We start from the raw sequence: 18,567 nt of genomic DNA, 5'->3' as shown, positions 1-18,567 counted from the left end.
GTCAGTGTGCCCCTCCGGCCGCGGCTTGCACGGCCAAGTTGAGCGGGAGCACATTCACGCCGGAGACGCCGATGCCTGGGCCCGAAGTGTTCTGCTCGATCAGCTGCTTCACCCGGTCGAGGGACAGCCCGGTGGTGCGCGCGACCCGCTGGGCCTGAAGATCGGCGTAGGCCACGCTGATCGCCGGGTCGAGGCCGGAGCCCGACGCCGTCACGGCGTCCGGCGGCACCTGATCGGGCGACACGCCTTCGCGCTTCGCGATGGCGTCCTTGCGCTCCCCGATGGTCTTCACGAGGTCCTCGTTGTCCGGGCCCTTGTTGGACGCGCCGGAGGGCAGATCGGGGCTCACGACCGAGGGCCGGGTGTGGAACCACGGGTCGCGCGCCGGGTCGGCGGGCACCGGGTCGACGCCGATCAGCGACGACCCGGCGGCTTGGCCGTTCCGCGTGACGATCGAGCCTTCGGCGTTGCCCTCCAGGCCGGGGATGCGGGCGACAGCCCACACCGCCAAGGGGTAGAGGATGCCGAGCAGGACGGTCAGCACGAGGAGGACCCGCAGCCCGGCCCAGGTCTGCTTGACGAGAGTGTTCACGGTTTCACCCGATTCCGGGAATGAGGCGCACGAGCAGGTCGATCAGCCAGATCCCGAGGAAGGGGCTGACGATCCCGCCGAGGCCGTAGACGAGCAGGTTGCGGCGCAGCAGGGCCGAGGCCGACGACGGCTTGTACCGCACGCCGCGCAGGGCCAGCGGGATGAGCACGACGATGATCAGCGCGTTGAAGATGACCGCCGACAGGATCGCCGACTTCGGCGTGGCCAGGTGCATGATGTTCAGCCCGCCCAGCTGGGCGTAGATGCCGGTGAACATCGCGGGCAGGATCGCGAAGTACTTGGCCAGGTCGTTGGCGACGCTGAAGGTGGTCAGCGCGCCGCGGGTGATCAGCAGCTGCTTGCCGATCTCGACGATCTCGATCAGCTTGGTCGGATCGCTGTCGAGGTCGACCATGTTCCCGGCCTCCTTGGCGGCCGAGGTGCCGGTGTTCATCGCGACGCCGACGTCGGCCTGCGCCAGGGCGGGGGCGTCGTTGGTGCCGTCGCCGGTCATCGCGACCAGCCGGCCGCCCTCCTGCTCCTGCTTGATCAGCGCCATCTTGTCTTCGGGCTTGGCCTCGGCGAGGTAGTCGTCGACGCCGGCGTCCGCGGCGATGGCCTTCGCGGTGAGCGGGTTGTCACCGGTGATCATCACCGTCTTGATGCCCATCGAGCGGAGTTCGGCGAAGCGTTCCTTCATGCCCGGCTTGACCACGTCGGACAACCGGATCACGCCACGCACCACCGTGTCTTCGGCGACCACCAGCGGCGTGCCACCCTGGGCGCTGATCGCGTCGACCACCCGCTCGGTCTCGTCGGGGAACTCGCCGCCGTTCTCGCGCACCCACGCGCGGACGGCGCTCGCCGCCCCCTTGCGGATCCGCCGGGTGCCGGTGTCGATCCCGCTCATCCGCGTCTGCGCGGTGAAGGGGACGAACTCGCCGTGCTCGTCCTGCCCCGCGTGCTCCGACGTCAGCTCGACGACGCTGCGGCCCTCGGGCGTCTCGTCGGCGAGGCTGGCGAGCCGGGCCGCGCGGGCCAATTCGTCCGGTGTGGACGATCCGACCGGGATCAGCTCGGTGGCGCGGCGGTTGCCGAAGGTGATCGTGCCGGTCTTGTCGAGCAGCAGCGTCGAGACGTCGCCCGCGGCCTCCACCGCGCGGCCGCTGGTCGCCAGGACGTTGCGCTGCACCAGGCGGTCCATGCCCGCGATGCCGATCGCGCTCAGCAGCGCCCCGATCGTCGTCGGGATGAGGCACACGAGCAGCGCGGTCAGCACGACCACGGACTGCTCGGACCCGGAGTAGCGGGCCATCGGCTGGAGCGCCACGACGGCGAGCAGGAAGATGATCGTGAGCGTCGAGAGCAGGATGGTCAGCGCGATCTCGTTCGGCGTCTTCTGTCGCGAAGCGCCTTCCACCAACGCGATCATGCGGTCCACGAAGGACTCACCCGGCTTGGTGGTGATCTTCACGACGATCCGGTCGCTCAGCACGGTCGTGCCGCCGGTGACGGCACTGCGGTCGCCGCCGGACTCGCGGATGACCGGGGCCGACTCGCCGGTGATGGCCGATTCGTCGACGGTCGCGATGCCCTCGACGACGTCGCCGTCACCCGGGATCACCTGACCCGCCTCGACGACGACCAGGTCGCCGATCTTCAGCTCGACACCGGGGACCTGCTCTTCTCCGGTTTCGGTGAGCCGGCGGGCGACGGTCTCCTTCTTCGACCGCCGCAGGCTCTCGGCTTGGGCCTTGCCGCGCCCTTCCGCGACGGCCTCGGCGAGGTTCGCGAACAGGACCGTGAACCACAGCCAGACGGCGATCAGGATGGTGAACACGCTCGGATCGGTGACCGCGAAGACCGTGGTGAGCGCGGAGCCCACCCACACCACGAACATCACCGGGTTGCCGAGCTGGTGCTTCGGGTTCAGCTTCCGGAACGCGTCCGGCAAGGACGTCCAGAGCCGGCGGGGGCTGAAGACGCCGGCGCCGACCCGGCTCGGGGGTTCGGCGGGAGCCACCCGGGGTCGTTCTTCGGTGACGGTCATGCGAGTGCCTCCGCGATGGGCCCGAGCGCGAGCGACGGGATGAACGTGAGGGCCGCGACGAGCACCACCGTGCCGGTGAGCAGGGTGGCGAACAGCGGCCCGGTGGTGGGCAGGGTGCCCGCGGTTTCGGGCACCTTGCGCTGGGCGGCCAGCGAACCGGCCAGGCAGAGCACGGCGAGGATCGGCACGAACCGGCCGAACGCCATGGCGACGGCGAACGACGACTGGAACCAGTCGCTCGTCGCGGTCAGGCCGCCGAACGCGCTGCCGTTGTTGTTGCCGGTGGACGCATAGCCGTAGAGGATCTCGGACAGCCCGTGCGCGCCGCCGTTGCCGAGCGCGCCCGCCGTGCCCGGCAGCAGCAGCGCGATCCCGGAGCCGAGGAGCACCACGGTCGGCATCGCCAGCATCGCGATCGCCGCGCAGGTGACCTCGCGCTTGCCGAGCTTCTTGCCCAGGTACTCCGGCGTGCGCCCGACCATCAGCCCGGCCAGGAACATCGCGATGATCGCCAGCACGAGGATGCCGTAGAGGCCGGTGCCGACGCCGCCGGGCGAGATCTCGCCGTAGAGCATGTTCAGCAGCGGGCCCCCGCCGCCGAGGCCGGACAGGCTGTCGTGGGCGCCGTTCACCGCGCCGGTCGACGTGCCGGTGGTCGTGTCGGCGAACAACGACGTCGACCCGATGCCGAAGCGCTGCTCCTTGCCTTCCATGCTCGCGCCCGCGGCCCGCGCCGCCGGGTTGTTCGCGTAGGCCTCGGAGAACCAGATCAGCGCCAGCGAGGCGGCCCACAGCAGGCCCATCACGCTCAGCAGGACGTACCCCTGCCGGCGGTTGCCGACCAGCGTGCCGAACGCGCGGGTCAGGCTGACCGGGATGACCAGGATCAGGAACAGCTGGACGAGATTGCTCCAGGCGTTCGGGTTCTCGAAGGGGTGCGCGGAGTTGGCGTTGAAGATGCCGCCGCCGTTGGTGCCCAGTTCCTTGATCGCCTCCTGGCTCGCGGCCGGGGCCAGGGCGATGGTGCTTCCACTGCCGTCGGGGTTCGTGACGGCGACCCCCGCCTTGAGGCTCTGCACGACACCGAGCGCGACCAGGACGAGCGCGAACACGAACGCCATCGGCAGCAGCACGCGGACCGTGCCGCGGGTGAGGTCCACCCAGAAGTTGCCGAGCCGGTCGGTCTTCGCGCGGACGAAGCCGCGCGTCACCGCGATCGCCACGGCCAGGCCGACGGCGGCCGAGAGGAAGTTCTGCACGGTCAGCCCGGCCATCTGCACGAAGTGGCCCATCGTCGTCTCGGGGACGTAGGACTGCCAGTTCGTGTTGGTGACGAACGAGATCGCCGTGTTGAACGCGACGCCGGGGCTGACCGAGCCGCGGCCCAGGTCCCACGGCAGGAGCGGCTGCAGGCGCTGCAGCAGGTAGAGCAGGACGACCGAGACGAACGAGAAGCCGAGCACGCCCGCGGCGTAGGTCGGCCAGCGCTGCTCGGAGTCGGGGTTGACCCGGAAGAGCCGGTAGAGGCTCTTCTCGAGCTTGAGGTGCTTCTCGCTGGAGAAGACGCGCGCCAGGTAGTCGCCGAGCGGTTTGTAGACCACGGCGAGGGCGGCGAGGAGCAGGCCGAGCTGGATGAGCCCGGCCACGGTGTCGGTCATCAGAACTTCTCCGGCCTGATCAAGGCGACGAACAGGTAGACGAGCAGGCCGAGCGCCAGCAGCCCGCCGACGACATCGGCCACGGTTCCGGCGCCGCTCACAGCTTCTCCAAGCCGCGCAGCACCAGCGCCAGCACCACGAAAACGCCGATCAGGAGAACGGCGTAGAGCAAGTCGGCCACAGGCACCTCTCAGGACGGGTCACCGGGTTCGGTGACCGGGGACGACGTCACTGTGCGGCTCCGGGAGGCCGCCACGAAGGCCGGCTGATGGCGCCTTGACGCCTTCCTGACGCGCCTTTACGCCGTCTTGATGGCCGGTGGCGGCGGTCACGCAAGCGTTTGCCCGGTTCTCACCGCAGGTAGTTGGTCAGTGACAAGCGACACAACGCGTGACCGAACAGGTGCGGAACGTGCAATTCGGGCAGACAAGATCTTCGGGTCGTGTTACACCTGTGTTACCAATAGTTGTATCCGCTAAGCAATCTCTGGGAGGGGCTTCGCTATGTGCGGTATCGCCGGCTGGGTTTCCTACGACGCCGACCTCACCCGCCGCCAAGACGTCGTCGACGCCATGACGGGCACGATGGCCTGCCGCGGACCGGACGACTCGGGGACCTGGGTGCGCCGGCACGTCGCGCTCGGCCACCGGCGGCTGGCCATCATCGACCTGCCCGGCGGCCGGCAGCCGATGACCGTCTCGACGCCGAACGGCGACATCGCAATGGTCTACAGCGGGGAGGCCTACAACTTCACCGAGCTGAAGGACGAGCTGACGAAGCTCGGGCACACCTGGGAAACCGACAGCGACACCGAAGTGGTGCTGCACGGCTACCTGCAGTGGGGCGACGCGGTCGTCGACCACCTCAACGGCATGTACGCCTTCGCGATCTGGGACGAGCGCGACGACCGGCTCGTGATGATCCGCGACCGGATGGGCATCAAGCCGTTCTACTACTACCCGACGCGCGACGGCGTGCTCTTCGGTTCGGAGCCGAAGGCCATCTTGGCGAACCCGCTGGCTGCGAAGGTCGTCGACACCGACGGGCTGCGCGAGCTGATGGCGTTCACCAAGCAGCCCGGCTGGTCGCTGTGGAAGGGCATGGAGGAGGTCCGGCCGGGCACGATCGTCACGGTGTCCCGCGAAGGCGTCCGGACCCGCACGTACTGGAAGCTGGACGCGAAGCAGCACACCGACGACCAGGAGACGACGGTCGCCCGCGTGCGCGAGCTGATGACCGACATCGTGAACCGGCAGCTGGTCGCCGACGTCCCCCGCTGCGTCCTGCTGTCGGGCGGCCTCGACTCGAGCGCCGTCACCGGCCTGGCCGCGGCCCGGCTCGCTTCGCAAGGTGAGCAGCTGCGGACGTTCTCCGTCGACTTCCTCGGCCAGGAAGAGAACTTCAAGCCGGACGAGATGCGCGACACCGCGGACTCGCCGTTCGTGCGTGACGTCGCCTCGCTGGTGGGGTCCGCGCACCAGGACGTCGTGCTGAACCCGGCCGAGCTGACCGACCCGGAGGTGCGGCGCGCCGTCCTGCGGGCCCGGGACATCCCGGCCGGCCTGGGCGACATGGACACGTCGCTGTACCTGCTGTTCAAGGCCATCCGCGGCGAGTCGACGGTGGCCCTGTCGGGCGAGTCGGCCGACGAGGTGTTCGGCGGCTACCGCTGGTTCTTCGACGAGGCTTCGGTCAACGCGAAGACGTTCCCGTGGATCGCCTTCCGCAGCGCGATGATGACCGACCGGACGTCCATCTACACGCCCGAGCTGATGGGCAAGATGGATCTGGAATCCTACCTGGGCGACCAGTACTCGTCCGCGGTTTCCGAGGTCGAGCACCTGGACGGCGAGTCCGAGGCCGAGGCCCGGATGCGCACGATCTGCCACCTGCACCTGACCCGGTTCGTGCGGATGCTGCTGGACCGCAAGGACCGCGCCTCGATGGCGGTGGGCCTGGAGGTCCGGGTCCCGTTCTGCGACCACCGGCTGGTGGAGTACGTCTACAACACGCCGTGGTCCCTGAAGACGTTCGACGGCAGGGAGAAGAGCCTCCTGCGGCACGCGACCAAGCACGTGCTGCCTTCGTCGGTCGCGCAGCGGGTGAAGAGCCCGTACCCGTCGACGCAGGACCCGGGCTACGCGGCGGCGCTGCAGCAGCAGGCCAAGGAGGTCCTGGCCGAGCCGGGCCACGCGGTGTTCGGCCTGGTCGACAAGTCCTGGACCCACCGGGTGTCCGAAGTGGACTCGGCAACCATGGCCCCGGCGGACCGGATCGGCCTGGACCGGCTGCTCGACCTGTACCACTGGATCGAGATGTACTCCCCGGAACTGCAGCTCGACTGAGGCTGCGGTCGGGCCCGGTCGGGCCCGGTCGGGCCCGGTCCGGCGCGGTTCGCCGCGCCGGACCGGTCAGCTCCTCCGGCCGAGCCGCCGGGCCGCGGTGACCTCGTGGCCTTCGGTGGTGAGTGCCGCGCCGCTCGCCCGGGCTTCGGCTGACAGCAATGCCGTCACCTGCCTGCCGACGGACGGCGACCAGGTCAGCCGGGCAGCGGGGCGCAAGCTCCTCAGCGCCTCACCTCCGCCAGCTTCACCGGCCGCCGTTCCCGCCTCGACACCTCGCAAGCCTCGGCGATGTAGAACGCCTCCAACGCGTCCGCCGCCCCGCAGGGCGAAGGGGCCCGGCCCGCGACGACGTCCAGGAACGCTCGCAGCTCCGTCGTGTACGCCGGGCGGAAGCGTTCCATGAAGCCCGGGTACGCCGGCCCGGGCAGCGGGGCCACGCCCGGCTCCACCGACCGCAGCGGGGCCCGGTCGTCCAAGCCGACCACCACGCCCGACACCGAACCCAGCACGTCGAGGCGCACGTCGTACCCGGCGCCGTTGTAGCGGGTCATCGACACCGTCGCCAGCGTGCCGTCGTCCAGGGTGAGTGTCGCCGCCGCCGTGTCGACGTCGCCCGCGTCGCGGAAGAACTGCTCTCCGCGGTTCGCGCCGATCGCGTACACCTCGTCGACCTCGCGGCCGCTCACCCAGCGGATGATGTCGAAGTCGTGCACGCCGCAGTCGCGGAACAACCCACCCGAATGGGCGACGTACTCCGCCGGCGGGGGCGCCGGGTCGAACGTCGTCGCGCGCAAGGTGTGCAGCCAGCCCAGTTCGCCGGACGCGACCGCCGCCCGGGCCGCCGCGTAGCCCGCGTCGAAGCGGCGCTGGAAGCCGATCTGGACGGGGACGTCCGAGGCGCCGATGCGGTCGATGACCGCCAGCGTGCCCGGGATGTCCGCGGCCACCGGCTTCTCGCAGAACACCGGGAGGCCCGCGTCGACCGCCGCGATGATCAGGCCGGGGTGCGCGTCCGTCGCCGCCGTGACGACCAGCCCGTCGAGCCCCGCGGCGAACAACTCGTCGAGGGACACCGATTCGACGCCGAGCTTCGCGGCGGCCGAGCCGGCTCGCGCGGGGTCGACGTCGGCCACGACGACCGATTCGACCTCCTCGAAGCCCTTCAGCGTCTCCGCGTGCGCGGTGCCGATCCGGCCGGTGCCCGCCAATCCCAACCTCATCGTGGTGTTCCTCCTGTCGCAACGAATTCGGCAGTGGTCGCGCGGACCACCAAGGACGGGTGCAGCAGGTGCCGGACCGGCTCCGTGCGCTCCCCGCGGACGCGCTCGATCAGCGCTTCGAAGGCCAGCCGCCCCATCTCGGTGCGCGGCTGGTCCACTGTGGTCAGTGAGAGGTGCCGCAGCGCGGCCAGGGACGTGTTGTCGTAACCCACGACCGACACGTCTTCCGGCACGCGCAGCCCGGCTTCCTCCAGGGCCGAGATCGCCCCGACGGCGTTGAAGTCGTTGCCCGCCACCAGGCCGGTCGGCAGGTCGAGCCGCGAGTACGTGGCCAGCAGTTCGCGCACCGCCTTCTCGCCGCCGGTGTCGGTGTGCTCGCTGCGGACGACGATCGGCTCCAGCCCGTGCCGCCGCATCGCCGACTGGAACCCGCGGCGCCGCTGGGCCGCCCCGGCCGCGCCCCCGCCGTCCAGGTGGGCGATGCGCCGGTGCCCGAGGCCGACGAGGTGGTCGACGGCCAGCGCGGACCCCGCCTCGCCGTCGTCGTTCACCGTGTCCACCGTGGACGAGCGGATCGTCCGCGAGACCAGCACGACCGGGCACTGCTTGGCCGCGAGCTGGATCGACGCCGCCGGAACGACGGGCGAAAGCAGGATGATCCCCGCCGGGCGGAAGGAAAGCAGGTTGTGCAGGGCGTTCCACTCGCGGGTGGGACTGCGGCCGCCCGTGTTGAGGATCAGGTCGAAGCCCGCCGCCTGGGCGGCCGCGTCGAGCCCCTCGACGACGTCGGCGAAGAAGGCGTTGCGCAGGTCGTTGACCATCACGCCGAGCACGGTGGACGTCCGGCTGGCCAGCGACCGCGCCATCACGTGCGGCTGGTAGCCGAGTTCCTCGGCCGCGCGCAGCACCGCCGCACGCCGCGCGTCGGACACCTTCGGCGAATTGTTCATCACCAGGGAGACCAGTGCGCGGGAAACTCCCGCCCGCCCGGCGACGTCCTCCATGGTCGGACGCACCATGCGCACCTCCCCTGATCTCGGAAAACTCAGCCTTGACTTGCTGTGACGGACGCTACAAGATTAGAGCGCTCTAATCAATAGAGCGCTCCAACGGACCAACGGAGGCCCCTTGTGACAGCGACGATCCGCGTGGCCGCCGCCCCGATCTCGTGGGGCGTCTGCGAAGTGCCGGGCTGGGGCCGGGTGCTGGACGCGGCGACCGTGCTCGGCGAGATGGCGGCGCTCGGCGTCCAGGCCACCGAGCTGGGGCCGCCCGGGTACCTCCCCCGCGAACCCGCCGCGCTGCGCGAGCTGCTGGCCGGCTACGACCTGACCCTCGTCGGCGGCTTCCTCGCCGTCGTCCTGCACGAAAACCAGCGGCAAGCACTGCGCGAAGCCGAAGAATCGGCCGCGCTCTTCGCCGCCTGCGGGGGTGACGTCCTCGTCCTCGCCGCCGCGACCGGCCTCGACGGCTACGACGACCGTCCGCGGCTCAGCGACGCCGAATGGGCGACGCTGGTCGAGACCGCCGGGAAGATCCGCCATGTTGCAGGTGCATTCGGCCTGCGCACGGTGCTGCACCCGCACGTCGGGACGCACGTGGAGCAGCAGGCCGAGGTCGAGCGCTTCCTCGCCGATTCCGATCTCGGGTTGTGCCTCGACACCGGGCACCTGATGATCGGCGGGACGGATCCGGTGGAGCTGGCGAAGCGGTATCCCGAACGGGTGGGGCACGTGCATCTCAAGGACGTCCGGGAAGACCTGGCGGCCGAGGTCCGCGCGGGCCGGCTCGCCTACACCGACGCGGTCGGGCGGGGCATGTACACCCCGCTCGGCGAGGGTGACGTGGACGTGGCGGCGATGGTGCGCTCCGTCCAGGCCGCCGGCTACGACGGCTGGTACGTCCTCGAACAGGACACCGCCCTCGGCGACGCGAGCCCCGACGACCTACCCCGGCGGGACACCGGGCGCAGCCTGGCCCACCTCGCGAAGATCACCGACTCCCTCTGAAACCTGGTCCCAAAGGAGTGACTGTGTTCACCTTCAAGAAGCTGGCCGGCGTGGCGGCGATCGCCGCCGCCGGGCTGATCCTCTCCGCCTGCAGCGGCCCCAGCGCCGACAACTCGAAGAGCAGCTCCAGCAGCAGCCCCTCGGCGGCGGCCCCCGGCTCGGGCGGCCCGCTGAAGGTCGCCGTGGTCACCCACGGCAGCGCCGGGGACGCCTTCTGGAACGTCGTGAAGAACGGCGCCGAGCAGGCGGGCAAGGACCTGAGCGTCGGCGTCGACTACTTCTCCGACGGCGACCCGGGCAACCAGGCCCGGCTGATCGACAACGCGGTCGCGCAGAAGGTCGGCGGCCTGGTCGTCTCGATGGCCAACCCGCAGGCGCTGCAGACGTCGATCCAGAACGCGGTGAAGGCCGGCATCCCGGTCGTCACCATCAACTCCGGCGAGGACTTCAGCGCCCAGTTCGGCGCGATCGCGCACGTCGGGCAGAGCGAAGGCCTCGCGGGCCAGGGCGCCGGCCAGCGGCTCAAGGCGGCCGGCAAGTCCAAGCTGCTGTGCGTCATCCACGAGGCCGGCAACATCGGCCAGAACCAGCGCTGCGACGGTGCGAAGCAGACCTTCGGCAACGTCACGACGCTGCAGGTCGACATCTCCAACCCGACCGACGCGCAGGCCCGCATCCGCGGCGCACTGCAGTCCGACCCGTCGATCGACGCCGTGCTGGCGCTGAACTCGCAGGTCGCGGCCCGCGCTGTCGCCGCGGCGAAGGAAGCGAGCTCCAAGGCGCAGGTGGCCACGTTCGACCTGAACGCCGACGTCGTCACGGCCATCAAGGACGGCAGCATCCTGTTCGCCGTCGACCAGCAGCAGTACGAGCAGGGTTACCTGCCGGTCGTGTTCCTGAAGCTGTACAAGGAGAACGGCAACACCATCGGCGGCGGCAAGCCGGTGCAGACCGGCCCGGGCTTCGTCGACAAGACCAACATCGACACCATCGCCCCGTACGCGCAGCGCGGCACGCGATGACCGCAGCCATCCAGGCCCAGCCCGACGAGCGCGTCGCGAAGAAGAGCCTGACCGACCGCCTGGTGGTGCGCCCCGAGATCGGCGCGCTCCTCGGCGCCGTGCTGGTGTTCGTCTTCTTCTCCGTCGTCACCGGCCAGTTCCTCAGCCCGCTGGGCGTGGCGACCTGGCTCGACGACTCCTCGACGCTGGGCATCATGGCCGTCGTGGTCGCGCTGCTCATGGTCGGCGGCGAGTTCGACCTGTCCGCGGGGGTGATGACGGCGTCGACGTCGCTGGTCACGGCGATCCTGGCGACGCAGGCGGGCTGGAACGTCTGGCTCGCGCTGGCCGCGTCACTGGTGTTCGCGCTCGGCGTCGGCGCGTTCAACGGCTGGCTGGTGATGAAGACCGGGCTGCCCAGCTTCATCGTCACGCTGGGGTCGTTCCTGGCCCTGCAGGGGCTCAACCTCGGCGTGACCCGGCTGGTCACCAACACCGTCCAGGTGTCGGGCATGCGCTCGACCAGCGGCTACGAGTCGGCCGGCGGGCTGTTCGCGTCCACCTTCGACGTCGGCGGCACGGAGTTCCAGTCCTCGATCGTCTGGTGGGTCGTCGTCACGGCGATCGCCGCGTGGCTGCTGGTGCGGACCCGGTTCGGCAACTGGATCTTCGCGGTCGGCGGGTCGCAGGTGTCGGCCCGCTCGGTCGGCGTGCCGGTGGTGCGCACGAAGATCCTGCTGTTCATGGGCACCGCGCTCGGCGCGTGGCTGGTCGGCTCGATCAACATCCTGCGGTTCGCCAGCGTGCAGGCGAACCAGGGCATCGGGCTGGAGTTCCAGTACATCATCGCCGCGGTGATCGGCGGCTGCCTGCTCACCGGCGGGTTCGGCTCGGCGGTGGGCGCGGCGATCGGCGCGCTGATCTTCGGCATGGCGCGCCAGGGCATCGTGTTCGCGCAGTGGAACAGCGACTGGTTCATGCTGTTCCTCGGCGTCATGCTGCTGGCCGCGGTCCTGGTCAACAACGCCTTCCGGCGCCGCGCGGAGAGGGTACGCCGATGAGCTTGCTGGAAGTAAAGGACATCGGGAAGACGTACGGCAGTGTCATCGCGCTGCGCGATGTGTCCACTGTGGTCAACGCGGGCGAGGTCACCTGCGTGCTCGGCGACAACGGCGCCGGGAAGTCGACGCTGATCAAGATCCTGGCCGGGGTGCACCAGCACGACCGGGGCGAGTTCCTCGTCGAGGGCGAGCCCGTGCGGTTCGCCTCGCCGCGCGAGGCCCTGGATCGCGGCATCGCGACCGTGTACCAGGACCTCGCGGTGGTGCCGCTGATGAGCGTCTGGCGCAACTTCTTCCTCGGCTCCGAGCCGACGACCGGGTTCGGCCCGTTCAAGATGCTCGACCGCAAGAAGGGCCGCGAGACGACGAAGAAGGCGTTGTCCGACATGGGCATCGACCTGCGGGACGTCGAGCAGCCGGTCGGGACGCTCTCCGGTGGTGAACGCCAGTGCGTCGCGATCGCGCGAGCGGTGTACTTCGGCGCGAAGGTGCTGATCCTGGACGAGCCGACTGCGGCTCTCGGCGTCAAGCAGGCCGGGGTCGTGCTGAAGTACGTCGCCCAGGCGCGGGATCGCGGCCTCGGCGTCGTGCTGATCACGCACAACCCGCACCACGCCTACCCCGTCGCCGACCGGTTCCTGCTGCTCAAGCGGGGTGCCGCGCTCGGGCACTACGAGAAGTCCGAGATCGACATCGGCGAGCTGACCCGGCAGATGGCGGGCGGTGCCGAACTGGAAGCCCTCGAACACGAGCTGCGGCAGGTGGAAAAGGCGTGAGTTCCGCCGACGCACTCTTTCCCGCGGAGGCGGCATGGCTATCGAAGCGCTGACGATCGGCCGGGTGGGGGTCGACCTCTACCCCGAGCAGAGCGGCGTCCCGCTGGCCGGCGTCAGCACGTTCGCCAAGTCGCTCGGCGGGACGGCGACCAACGTCGCGGTCGCCGCCGCGCGGCTCGGCCGGCGCACGGCCGTGCTCACCAAGGTCGGTCCGGACGGCTTCGGTGACTACGTGCGGCAGGCCCTCGACGGCTTCGGCGTCTCGCCGGACTTCGTGGGCACTTCCGAAGGTCTCCAGACGCCGGTGGTGTTCTGCGAACTGAATCCGCCCGCGGACCCGCCGCTGCTGTTCTACCGCTCCCCCATCGCGCCCGACCTGACGCTCACCGACGACGACGTGCCGTGGGACGTTGTCGAGTCGGTCCCGCTGCTGTGGGTCACCGGCACCGGTGTGTCCGTGGAACCGGCCCGGGCGACCCAGCGGAAGATCCTCGAAGCCCGGGGCCGCCGAGAGCACACCGTCCTGGACCTGGACTACCGGCCGATGTTCTGGCCATCGGTGGAGCAGGCCCGCGAGGAGATCGGCTGGATGCTCGACCACGTCACGGTCGCGGTCGGCAACCGCGCCGAGGTGGAGGTCGCCGTCGGCACCGCGGACCCGGACACGGCCGCGGACCGGATGCTTTCACGGGGTGTTCGGCTTGCGGTGATCAAGAAGGGCGCCGAAGGAGTCCTGGTGGCGACTCCGGACGGCCGCTGGACGGTGTCGCCGCAGCGTGTCGAGGTCGTCTGCGGGCTGGGTGCGGGCGACGGCTTCGGCGGGGCGCTCATCCACGGGCTCCTGTCGGGCTGGGACCCGGTGCGGATCGCCGAGTACGCGAACGCGGCGGGCGCGCTGGTGGCGTCCCGGCTGGCCTGCGCCGACGCCATGCCGACCGCGACCGAAATCGAGGAGCTGCTGTGAGCAAGCTGCACCGTCCACTCGGGACACTGTCCGACGACGCCGACCCGGTCCGGCTGACCCCGGACACCGCGGGGTGGCGGTACTCCGGGCTGCGGGTGCTCTCGCTGGCCCCCGGCGAAGTGCGCATCCTGCACACCGGCGAGTTCGAGGCCTTCGTCCTGCCCCTTTCCGGATCCGCGACCGTCCGCGTCGACGGGCAGGTCTTCGAACTCCGCGGCCGCGACTCGGTCTTCACGCGGGTGACGGACTTCGCCTACATCCCCCGGGACGCCGAAGTCGAGTTGTCGACAACGGACGGCCTCGAGGTCGCGCTGCCGATGGCGCGCTGCACCCGCCGTCTCACCCCGAAATACGGACCGGCCGAAGACGTGCCGGTGGAGGTCCGCGGCGCCGGGCAGGCGACGCGGCAGGTGACCAACTTCGGGGTGCCCGGGGTGTGGGACCACGCCGACAAGCTCAACGCGTGCGAGCTGATCACGCCGGACGGCAACTGGTCGTCGTACCCGCCGCACAAGCACGACGAAGCGACCGAGTGCGAGGTCGTCAACGAGGAGATCTACTACTTCCGGATCGCCGGCCGCGACGGCGTCACGCCATCCCGCGAGGGCTTCGGGCTGCACCGGACGTACACCGCCGACGGCGAGCTCGACGAGGACGTCGCCGTGCGCGACCACGACGTCTTCCTCATCCCGCGCGGCTTCCATGGCCCGTGCGTGGCCGCGCCGGGTTACCCGATGTACTACCTGAACGTCCTCGCCGGCCCGGCCGAAGAGCGGTCCATGGCGTTCTGCGACGACCCCGCGCACGGCTGGGTCCGCGACACGTGGGCGGCGCAGGACCTCGATCCGCGGTGCCCCGTCACGAGTCACGAAGGGCGTGTCCAGTGAAGCTGACGACGGCTCAAGCGCTGGTCCGGTGGATCCTCGCCCAGCGTTCGGAAACCCTCGACGGCGCGGAAGTCCCGCTGTTCCCGGGAGTGTTCGCGATCTTCGGGCACGGCAACGTCCTGGGCCTCGGCACCGCGCTGGAGGAACACCGCGGGGACATCCCGGTCTGGCGCGGGCACACCGAGCAGGGCATGGCGCTCGCCGCGGTCGGGTACGCGAAGGCCACGCACCGGCGGCAGGTCGGCGTCGTGACGTCGTCGATCGGGCCGGGCGCGCTGAACATGGTGACCGCGGCCGGCGTCGCCCACGCGAACCGGCTGCCGGTGCTGCTCCTGCCGGGCGACACGTTCACCAACCGGGCCCCGGACCCGGTGCTGCAGCAGATCGAGCCGTTCGGCGACGCGACCGCGACGGTGAACGACGCCTTCCGCGCGGTCTCGCGCTACTTCGACCGGATCAGCAGGCCCGAGCAGCTGATCTCGACGTTGCCGCAGGTCGCGCGGGTGCTCACGGACCCGGCCGACGCCGGGCCGGTGACCCTGGCGCTGCCGCAGGACGTCCAAGCCGAGACGTACGACTTCCCGGACGCGCTGTTCGAGCCGGTGACGCACCGGCCGCTCCGCCCGCGCCCGGACAGGCGTTCGGTGACCGAGGCCGCCGGGGTCCTGCGTGCCGCCCGCCGCCCGCTGATGGTGCTCGGCGGGGGCGTCCGGTACTCCGGGGCCGGGCAGCGCGCGCTCGACTTCGCCGAGCGGCACGGGATCCCGCTCGTGGAGACCACCGCGGGCCGGACGCTGGTGCCGCACGGGCATCCGCTGCACGCGGGCCCGCTGGGCATCACCGGCTCGACGTCGGCGAACGTCCTCGCGGCTTCGGCCGACGTCGTGCTGGCGGTGGGGACGCGGCTGCAGGACTTCACCACGGCGTCCTGGACGGTCTTCTCCCCCGACGTCCGGCTGGTGTCGCTCAACGCGGCCCGGTTCGACGCGGTCAAGCACGGCGCGCTGTCGGTCGTCGGGGACGCCGACGCGGGGCTGGCGGATCTCGCCGTCCAGCTGGAGAGCTGGCGCGTGGATCCGGAATGGACCTCCCGCGCGGCGGCCGAGCGGGGTTCGTGGGACGCGCACATCGACTCGCTGCGGTCTTCTCCGGCCGAGCTGCCGTCGTACGCGCAGGTCGTCGGCGTGGTCAACGACCTTGCGGCGGCCCAGGACTACGTCATGACGGCGTCGGGCGGGCTGCCGGGCGAGCTCATCGGCGGCTGGCGCGGGTCCGGCTCGGTCTCCATGGACGTCGAGTACGGGTTCTCCTGCATGGGCTACGAGCTGTCCGGCGCGTGGGGCGCCGCGATCGCCCATCCGGGCCTGGTGACGACCCTGCTGGGTGACGGCTCGTACCTGATGCTGAACTCGGAGCTGTTCTCGGCCGCGTTCGCCGGTCACCCGTTCGTCGCCGTCGTCTGCGACAACGACGGGTACGCGGTGATCGCGCGGCTGCAGGAGGGTCAGGGCGGGAAGCCGTTCAACAACTTCTACGCCGACTGCACGACTTCGCACGCTTCGCCGCCGCGAGTCGACTTCGCGCGCCATGCGGAGTCGCTGGGGTGCGTGGTGTTCACGGCGTCCACTGTGGACTCCCTTCGTGCGGCGTACGCCTCGGCCCGCGAAGCAGCCGTCTCGGAGCGGCGCCCGGCGGTGGTCGTGGTGAAGACGCAGCCGTCGGCCTGGACCGAAGCCGGGGCCTGGTGGGAGGTCGGCGTGCCCGAGCACCTGGCCGGGCGCGACGAGTACGAGCGCGGGAAGGGCGGGCAGGTGCGCTACCTCGGGTCCTGAGTGACGGCCGGCGACGCGGCCCCGCCCAGGAGGCGCCGCGGCGCGCCGGAGCCGTCCGCCGGGACCGCCCAGACGGCGTTGTCCAGCCCGTAGAGGATCGTGCGGTCGTCCTGCCAGAGGGCCTGGTCGTCGACGCTGCCGGCCTCGGCGAGCTCGGTCTCCCGCATGCTCGCGAGGTCCAGGACGGACAGCCGCCAGACGCCGTCGCCGACCTTCTTCTTGAACGCGATCCGCTTGCCGTCCGGGGACAGCGAGGGGCATTCGACGTTCTCGCGCAGGGTCTTCCCGCGGTAACGCCGGTAGTCGGCTTCGACGAGGTACGTCTTGCCCTTGCTGCCGAGGGTGGCGTAGAAGCGGTTGCCGTCGGCGGCGAAGGTGATGCCCCAGTAGTTGACGTCAGCGGCGAAGTAGCGGTCGTCGCCCTTGAAGACCGGCAGCTCCTCGATCGTCTTGACCAGCCGGCCGGTGTCGACCTCGTAGAGCCCGGCGCGGGTCGAGAAGCCGGTCTGCGCGTAGGAATCGCCGGTGACGAACAGGGTCCAGTCGACGCGCTTGCCGTCCGGGGAGACTTGCGCGCGGCTCGGCGTCCCGGGCACGGTTTCGGTGTGGCGGACGGCGAGGCGGTCGTCGAGGACGAGGACGTCCGTGATCGCCGGGAGCGTGCCGGGCCGGACGGCCAGGCACACCGCGGTCTGCTTCGCCACCGCGAACCGGTCGCACTTCAGGCCGCTGAGCTGCGGTTTCGCCGCGGTCTCGCCGAGCGGGACGGCGCCGACGCGGCCGGTGGCGGTGTCGCGGAACAGCAGCTGCCCGGGGGCCAGGGTCACCGCGGCGGCGGGTTCGGCGGAGGCGGTGTCCTGCCGCGCGCTGACCGTGTACGTGACGGCCGCAGCGATCAGGAGGGCCGTGCCGGCCAGGGCGAGAACGAGTTTCTTCACGGGCGCACCGGTTTCGCAAAGGCGGCGGCGATGGCGACGGCGGCCAGGCAGACCGCGGCGACGAGCACCGCGGGGCGCAGGTCCCACAGCGTCCACGCCAGTCCGAAGAGGACGGAGGAGAGCATCCGGGCCACGGCCTGGCCCGTCTGCACCACGGCCAGCCCGGTGGCGCGCAGGCCGGCCGGGATGAGCGGACCGGCCGCGGCCATCAGGACGCCGTCGGTGGCCGCGTAGAACACCCCGTGCAGGCCGAGCGCGACCACGGCGAGCCACAGCCCCGCCCGCGGGCCGCAGAGCAGGACCAGAGCCAGGCACAGGGCCGCGTGCCCGCCGAGGAACACCGGCCAGCGGCCGACGCGGTCGGCGAGCTTGCCGAGCGGCACGGCCAGCAGCAGGTAGACCCCGGCGGTGCCCAGCGGCAGCAGCGGGAAGTACGTCGCCGCGATCTCCCAGCGCCGCTGCAGGACGAGGTAGACGAACGAGTCGCCGACCGTCACCAGGCCCAGCAGCGCCGCCCAGAGCGTCACGCGCCGGAAGTCCTGCTGCTTGAGGAGGCCGAGCGCGGCGCGGGCGGACACCGCCGCGCGGTCGACGCCACCGGGCCGGTCGCGGACGAACAGGGCCAGCAGCAGCACGGCGATGGCCGCGATGCAGAAGCTGGTGACGAACACGCTCGGGTAGCTGCCGAGGCTCACGGCGAGCACCGCCATCGCCACCAGCGGGCCGAGGAACGCGCCGGCGGTGTCCATCGCCCGGTGCACCCCGAACGACCGGCCGAGGGCCGCCGGCTCGCTGCTGAGCGAGATCAGCGCGTCACGCGGGCCGGTGCGCAGTCCCTTGCCGGTGCGGTCGGCGGCGAGGACCAGGCCGATGGCCGCGACCGATGAACCGGCCGCGACCAGGCCGAGCTTGCACACCGCGGACAAGCCGTACCCGAACCCGGCGACGGCCTTCAGCCGCCGCCACCGGTCGGCGAGGTGCCCGCCGAGCACCCGCACGACCGCGGTGGCGCCCGCGTAGAGCCCGTCGAGCAGCCCGAACTGCAGCGGGTTCAGGCCGAGGCCGAGCACCAGGTAGAGCGGGAGGACGGCGGTGACCATCTCCGACGAGACGTCGGTGACCAGGCTGACCATCCCCAGCGCCACCACGTTGGCGGACACCCGCTTGAGCGCCGGTTTGCGGTCGGTCTCCGACGCCAGGTCCGAGGTACGGCTTGCCGCGATGTACATGTCCG

At 71.0% G+C, this 18,567-nt stretch carries 17 protein-coding genes; 8 read left to right on the top strand and 9 right to left on the bottom strand.

What is annotated here, in order from left to right; genetic code table 11:
* Window position 1: 1 nt before the first annotated feature.
* The 4 genes from C2L58_RS11060 to kdpF are packed head-to-tail and all read right to left on the bottom strand — an operon-like array spanning window position 2 to window position 4,401.
* A complete protein-coding gene (locus C2L58_RS11060) occupies window positions 2–592 on the bottom strand; it encodes a potassium-transporting ATPase subunit C (protein ID WP_103337468.1) in 591 nt (196 codons plus the stop codon).
* 4 nt (window positions 593–596) lie between these two features.
* Window positions 597–2,642: a potassium-transporting ATPase subunit KdpB gene (gene kdpB, locus C2L58_RS11055; RefSeq protein WP_103337467.1), complete on the bottom strand. Its 2,046-nt coding sequence runs from the start codon at window positions 2,640–2,642 to the stop codon at window positions 597–599.
* On the bottom strand, window positions 2,639–4,300 hold the full coding sequence (kdpA, locus tag C2L58_RS11050) for a potassium-transporting ATPase subunit KdpA (protein ID WP_103337466.1): 1,662 nt from the start codon (window positions 4,298–4,300) through the stop codon (window positions 2,639–2,641). Before kdpA ends, kdpB begins: the two co-directional genes overlap by 4 nt.
* Window positions 4,300–4,401 carry a K(+)-transporting ATPase subunit F gene (gene kdpF / locus C2L58_RS11045; protein ID WP_103337465.1) on the bottom strand — a complete coding sequence of 34 codons (102 nt, stop codon included), beginning with the start codon at window positions 4,399–4,401 and terminating at the stop codon, window positions 4,300–4,302. Before kdpF ends, kdpA begins: the two co-directional genes overlap by 1 nt.
* A gap of 402 nt (window positions 4,402–4,803) precedes the next feature.
* On the opposite strand from kdpF, the gene asnB reads away from it, so the two are divergent.
* On the top strand, window positions 4,804–6,645 hold the full coding sequence (gene asnB, locus C2L58_RS11040) for an asparagine synthase (glutamine-hydrolyzing) (RefSeq protein ID WP_103337464.1): 1,842 nt from the start codon (window positions 4,804–4,806) through the stop codon (window positions 6,643–6,645).
* 66 nt (window positions 6,646–6,711) lie between these two features.
* Here the strand turns inward: asnB and C2L58_RS49190 are convergent, their stop codons facing one another.
* The 3 genes from C2L58_RS49190 to C2L58_RS11030 are packed head-to-tail and all read right to left on the bottom strand — an operon-like array spanning window position 6,712 to window position 8,884.
* Window positions 6,712–6,861 (bottom strand): hypothetical protein, encoded by a 150-nt coding sequence (locus C2L58_RS49190; RefSeq protein WP_158264102.1) that lies wholly within the window; start codon window positions 6,859–6,861, stop codon window positions 6,712–6,714.
* Between the two features lie 5 nt (window positions 6,862–6,866).
* Window positions 6,867–7,865 carry a Gfo/Idh/MocA family protein gene (locus C2L58_RS11035; RefSeq protein WP_199191217.1) on the bottom strand — a complete coding sequence of 333 codons (999 nt, stop codon included), beginning with the start codon at window positions 7,863–7,865 and terminating at the stop codon, window positions 6,867–6,869.
* Window positions 7,862–8,884 (bottom strand): LacI family DNA-binding transcriptional regulator, encoded by a 1,023-nt coding sequence (locus C2L58_RS11030; protein WP_103337462.1) that lies wholly within the window; start codon window positions 8,882–8,884, stop codon window positions 7,862–7,864. The genes C2L58_RS11035 and C2L58_RS11030 overlap by 4 nt, the downstream gene beginning before the upstream one ends.
* 111 nt (window positions 8,885–8,995) lie before the next feature.
* Between C2L58_RS11030 and C2L58_RS11025 the strand changes: the two genes are divergently transcribed.
* The 7 genes from C2L58_RS11025 to iolD are packed head-to-tail and all read left to right on the top strand — an operon-like array spanning window position 8,996 to window position 16,395.
* The gene (locus tag C2L58_RS11025; protein ID WP_103337461.1) at window positions 8,996–9,874 is read left to right on the top strand and encodes a TIM barrel protein; all 879 of its coding nucleotides are present in this window, start codon (window positions 8,996–8,998) and stop codon (window positions 9,872–9,874) included.
* Window positions 9,875–9,897: 23 nt separating this feature from the next.
* On the top strand, window positions 9,898–10,896 hold the full coding sequence (locus tag C2L58_RS11020; RefSeq protein ID WP_103337460.1) for a sugar ABC transporter substrate-binding protein: 999 nt from the start codon (window positions 9,898–9,900) through the stop codon (window positions 10,894–10,896).
* Window positions 10,893–11,936 (top strand): ABC transporter permease, encoded by a 1,044-nt coding sequence (locus C2L58_RS11015; protein ID WP_103337459.1) that lies wholly within the window; start codon window positions 10,893–10,895, stop codon window positions 11,934–11,936. Before C2L58_RS11020 ends, C2L58_RS11015 begins: the two co-directional genes overlap by 4 nt.
* On the top strand, window positions 11,933–12,712 hold the full coding sequence (locus tag C2L58_RS11010) for an ATP-binding cassette domain-containing protein (RefSeq protein WP_103337458.1): 780 nt from the start codon (window positions 11,933–11,935) through the stop codon (window positions 12,710–12,712). The genes C2L58_RS11015 and C2L58_RS11010 overlap by 4 nt, the downstream gene beginning before the upstream one ends.
* Before the next feature lie 34 nt (window positions 12,713–12,746).
* Complete coding sequence (gene iolC / locus C2L58_RS11005; RefSeq protein ID WP_103337457.1) at window positions 12,747–13,676, top strand: 5-dehydro-2-deoxygluconokinase; 930 nt, start codon at window positions 12,747–12,749, stop codon at window positions 13,674–13,676.
* Window positions 13,673–14,563, top strand: a complete 891-nt coding sequence (gene iolB / locus C2L58_RS11000; protein ID WP_103337456.1) for a 5-deoxy-glucuronate isomerase — start codon at window positions 13,673–13,675, stop codon at window positions 14,561–14,563. Before iolC ends, iolB begins: the two co-directional genes overlap by 4 nt.
* A complete protein-coding gene (gene iolD / locus C2L58_RS10995; protein WP_103337455.1) occupies window positions 14,560–16,395 on the top strand; it encodes a 3D-(3,5/4)-trihydroxycyclohexane-1,2-dione acylhydrolase (decyclizing) in 1,836 nt (611 codons plus the stop codon). Before iolB ends, iolD begins: the two co-directional genes overlap by 4 nt.
* On the opposite strand, the gene C2L58_RS10990 is transcribed toward iolD, so the two are convergent.
* A complete protein-coding gene (locus C2L58_RS10990) occupies window positions 16,380–17,333 on the bottom strand; it encodes a PD40 domain-containing protein (RefSeq protein ID WP_103337454.1) in 954 nt (317 codons plus the stop codon). The genes iolD and C2L58_RS10990 overlap by 16 nt on opposite strands.
* The gene (locus C2L58_RS10985) at window positions 17,330–18,562 is read right to left on the bottom strand and encodes an MFS transporter (protein ID WP_103337453.1); all 1,233 of its coding nucleotides are present in this window, start codon (window positions 18,560–18,562) and stop codon (window positions 17,330–17,332) included. Before C2L58_RS10985 ends, C2L58_RS10990 begins: the two co-directional genes overlap by 4 nt.
* Window positions 18,563–18,567: the final 5 nt, after the last annotated feature.

Origin of the sequence: Amycolatopsis sp. CA-126428 (genome assembly GCF_002904335.1) — a bacterium.
Taxonomy (GTDB): Bacteria; Actinomycetota; Actinomycetes; order Mycobacteriales; family Pseudonocardiaceae; genus Amycolatopsis.
The sequence above is the reverse complement of the archived record's forward strand: the minus strand, read 5'-3'. Positions and strand labels throughout refer to the sequence as shown.

Excerpts from the sequence above, each read along its gene's own strand:
- C2L58_RS11030 (WP_103337462.1), bottom strand. The coding sequence starts at position 8,884 with ATGGTGCGTCCGACCATGGAGGACGTCGCCGGGCGGGCGGGAGTTTCC.
- C2L58_RS11010 (WP_103337458.1), top strand. The coding sequence starts at position 11,933 with ATGAGCTTGCTGGAAGTAAAGGACATCGGGAAGACGTACGGCAGTGTC.
- C2L58_RS11035 (WP_199191217.1), bottom strand. The coding sequence starts at position 7,865 with ATGAGGTTGGGATTGGCGGGCACCGGCCGGATCGGCACCGCGCACGCG.
- C2L58_RS10985 (WP_103337453.1), bottom strand. The coding sequence starts at position 18,562 with ATGTACATCGCGGCAAGCCGTACCTCGGACCTGGCGTCGGAGACCGAC.
- kdpB (WP_103337467.1), bottom strand. The coding sequence starts at position 2,642 with ATGACCGTCACCGAAGAACGACCCCGGGTGGCTCCCGCCGAACCCCCG.
- asnB (WP_103337464.1), top strand. The coding sequence starts at position 4,804 with ATGTGCGGTATCGCCGGCTGGGTTTCCTACGACGCCGACCTCACCCGC.
- kdpA (WP_103337466.1), bottom strand. The coding sequence starts at position 4,300 with ATGACCGACACCGTGGCCGGGCTCATCCAGCTCGGCCTGCTCCTCGCC.
- C2L58_RS11015 (WP_103337459.1), top strand. The coding sequence starts at position 10,893 with ATGACCGCAGCCATCCAGGCCCAGCCCGACGAGCGCGTCGCGAAGAAG.
- iolC (WP_103337457.1), top strand. The coding sequence starts at position 12,747 with ATGGCTATCGAAGCGCTGACGATCGGCCGGGTGGGGGTCGACCTCTAC.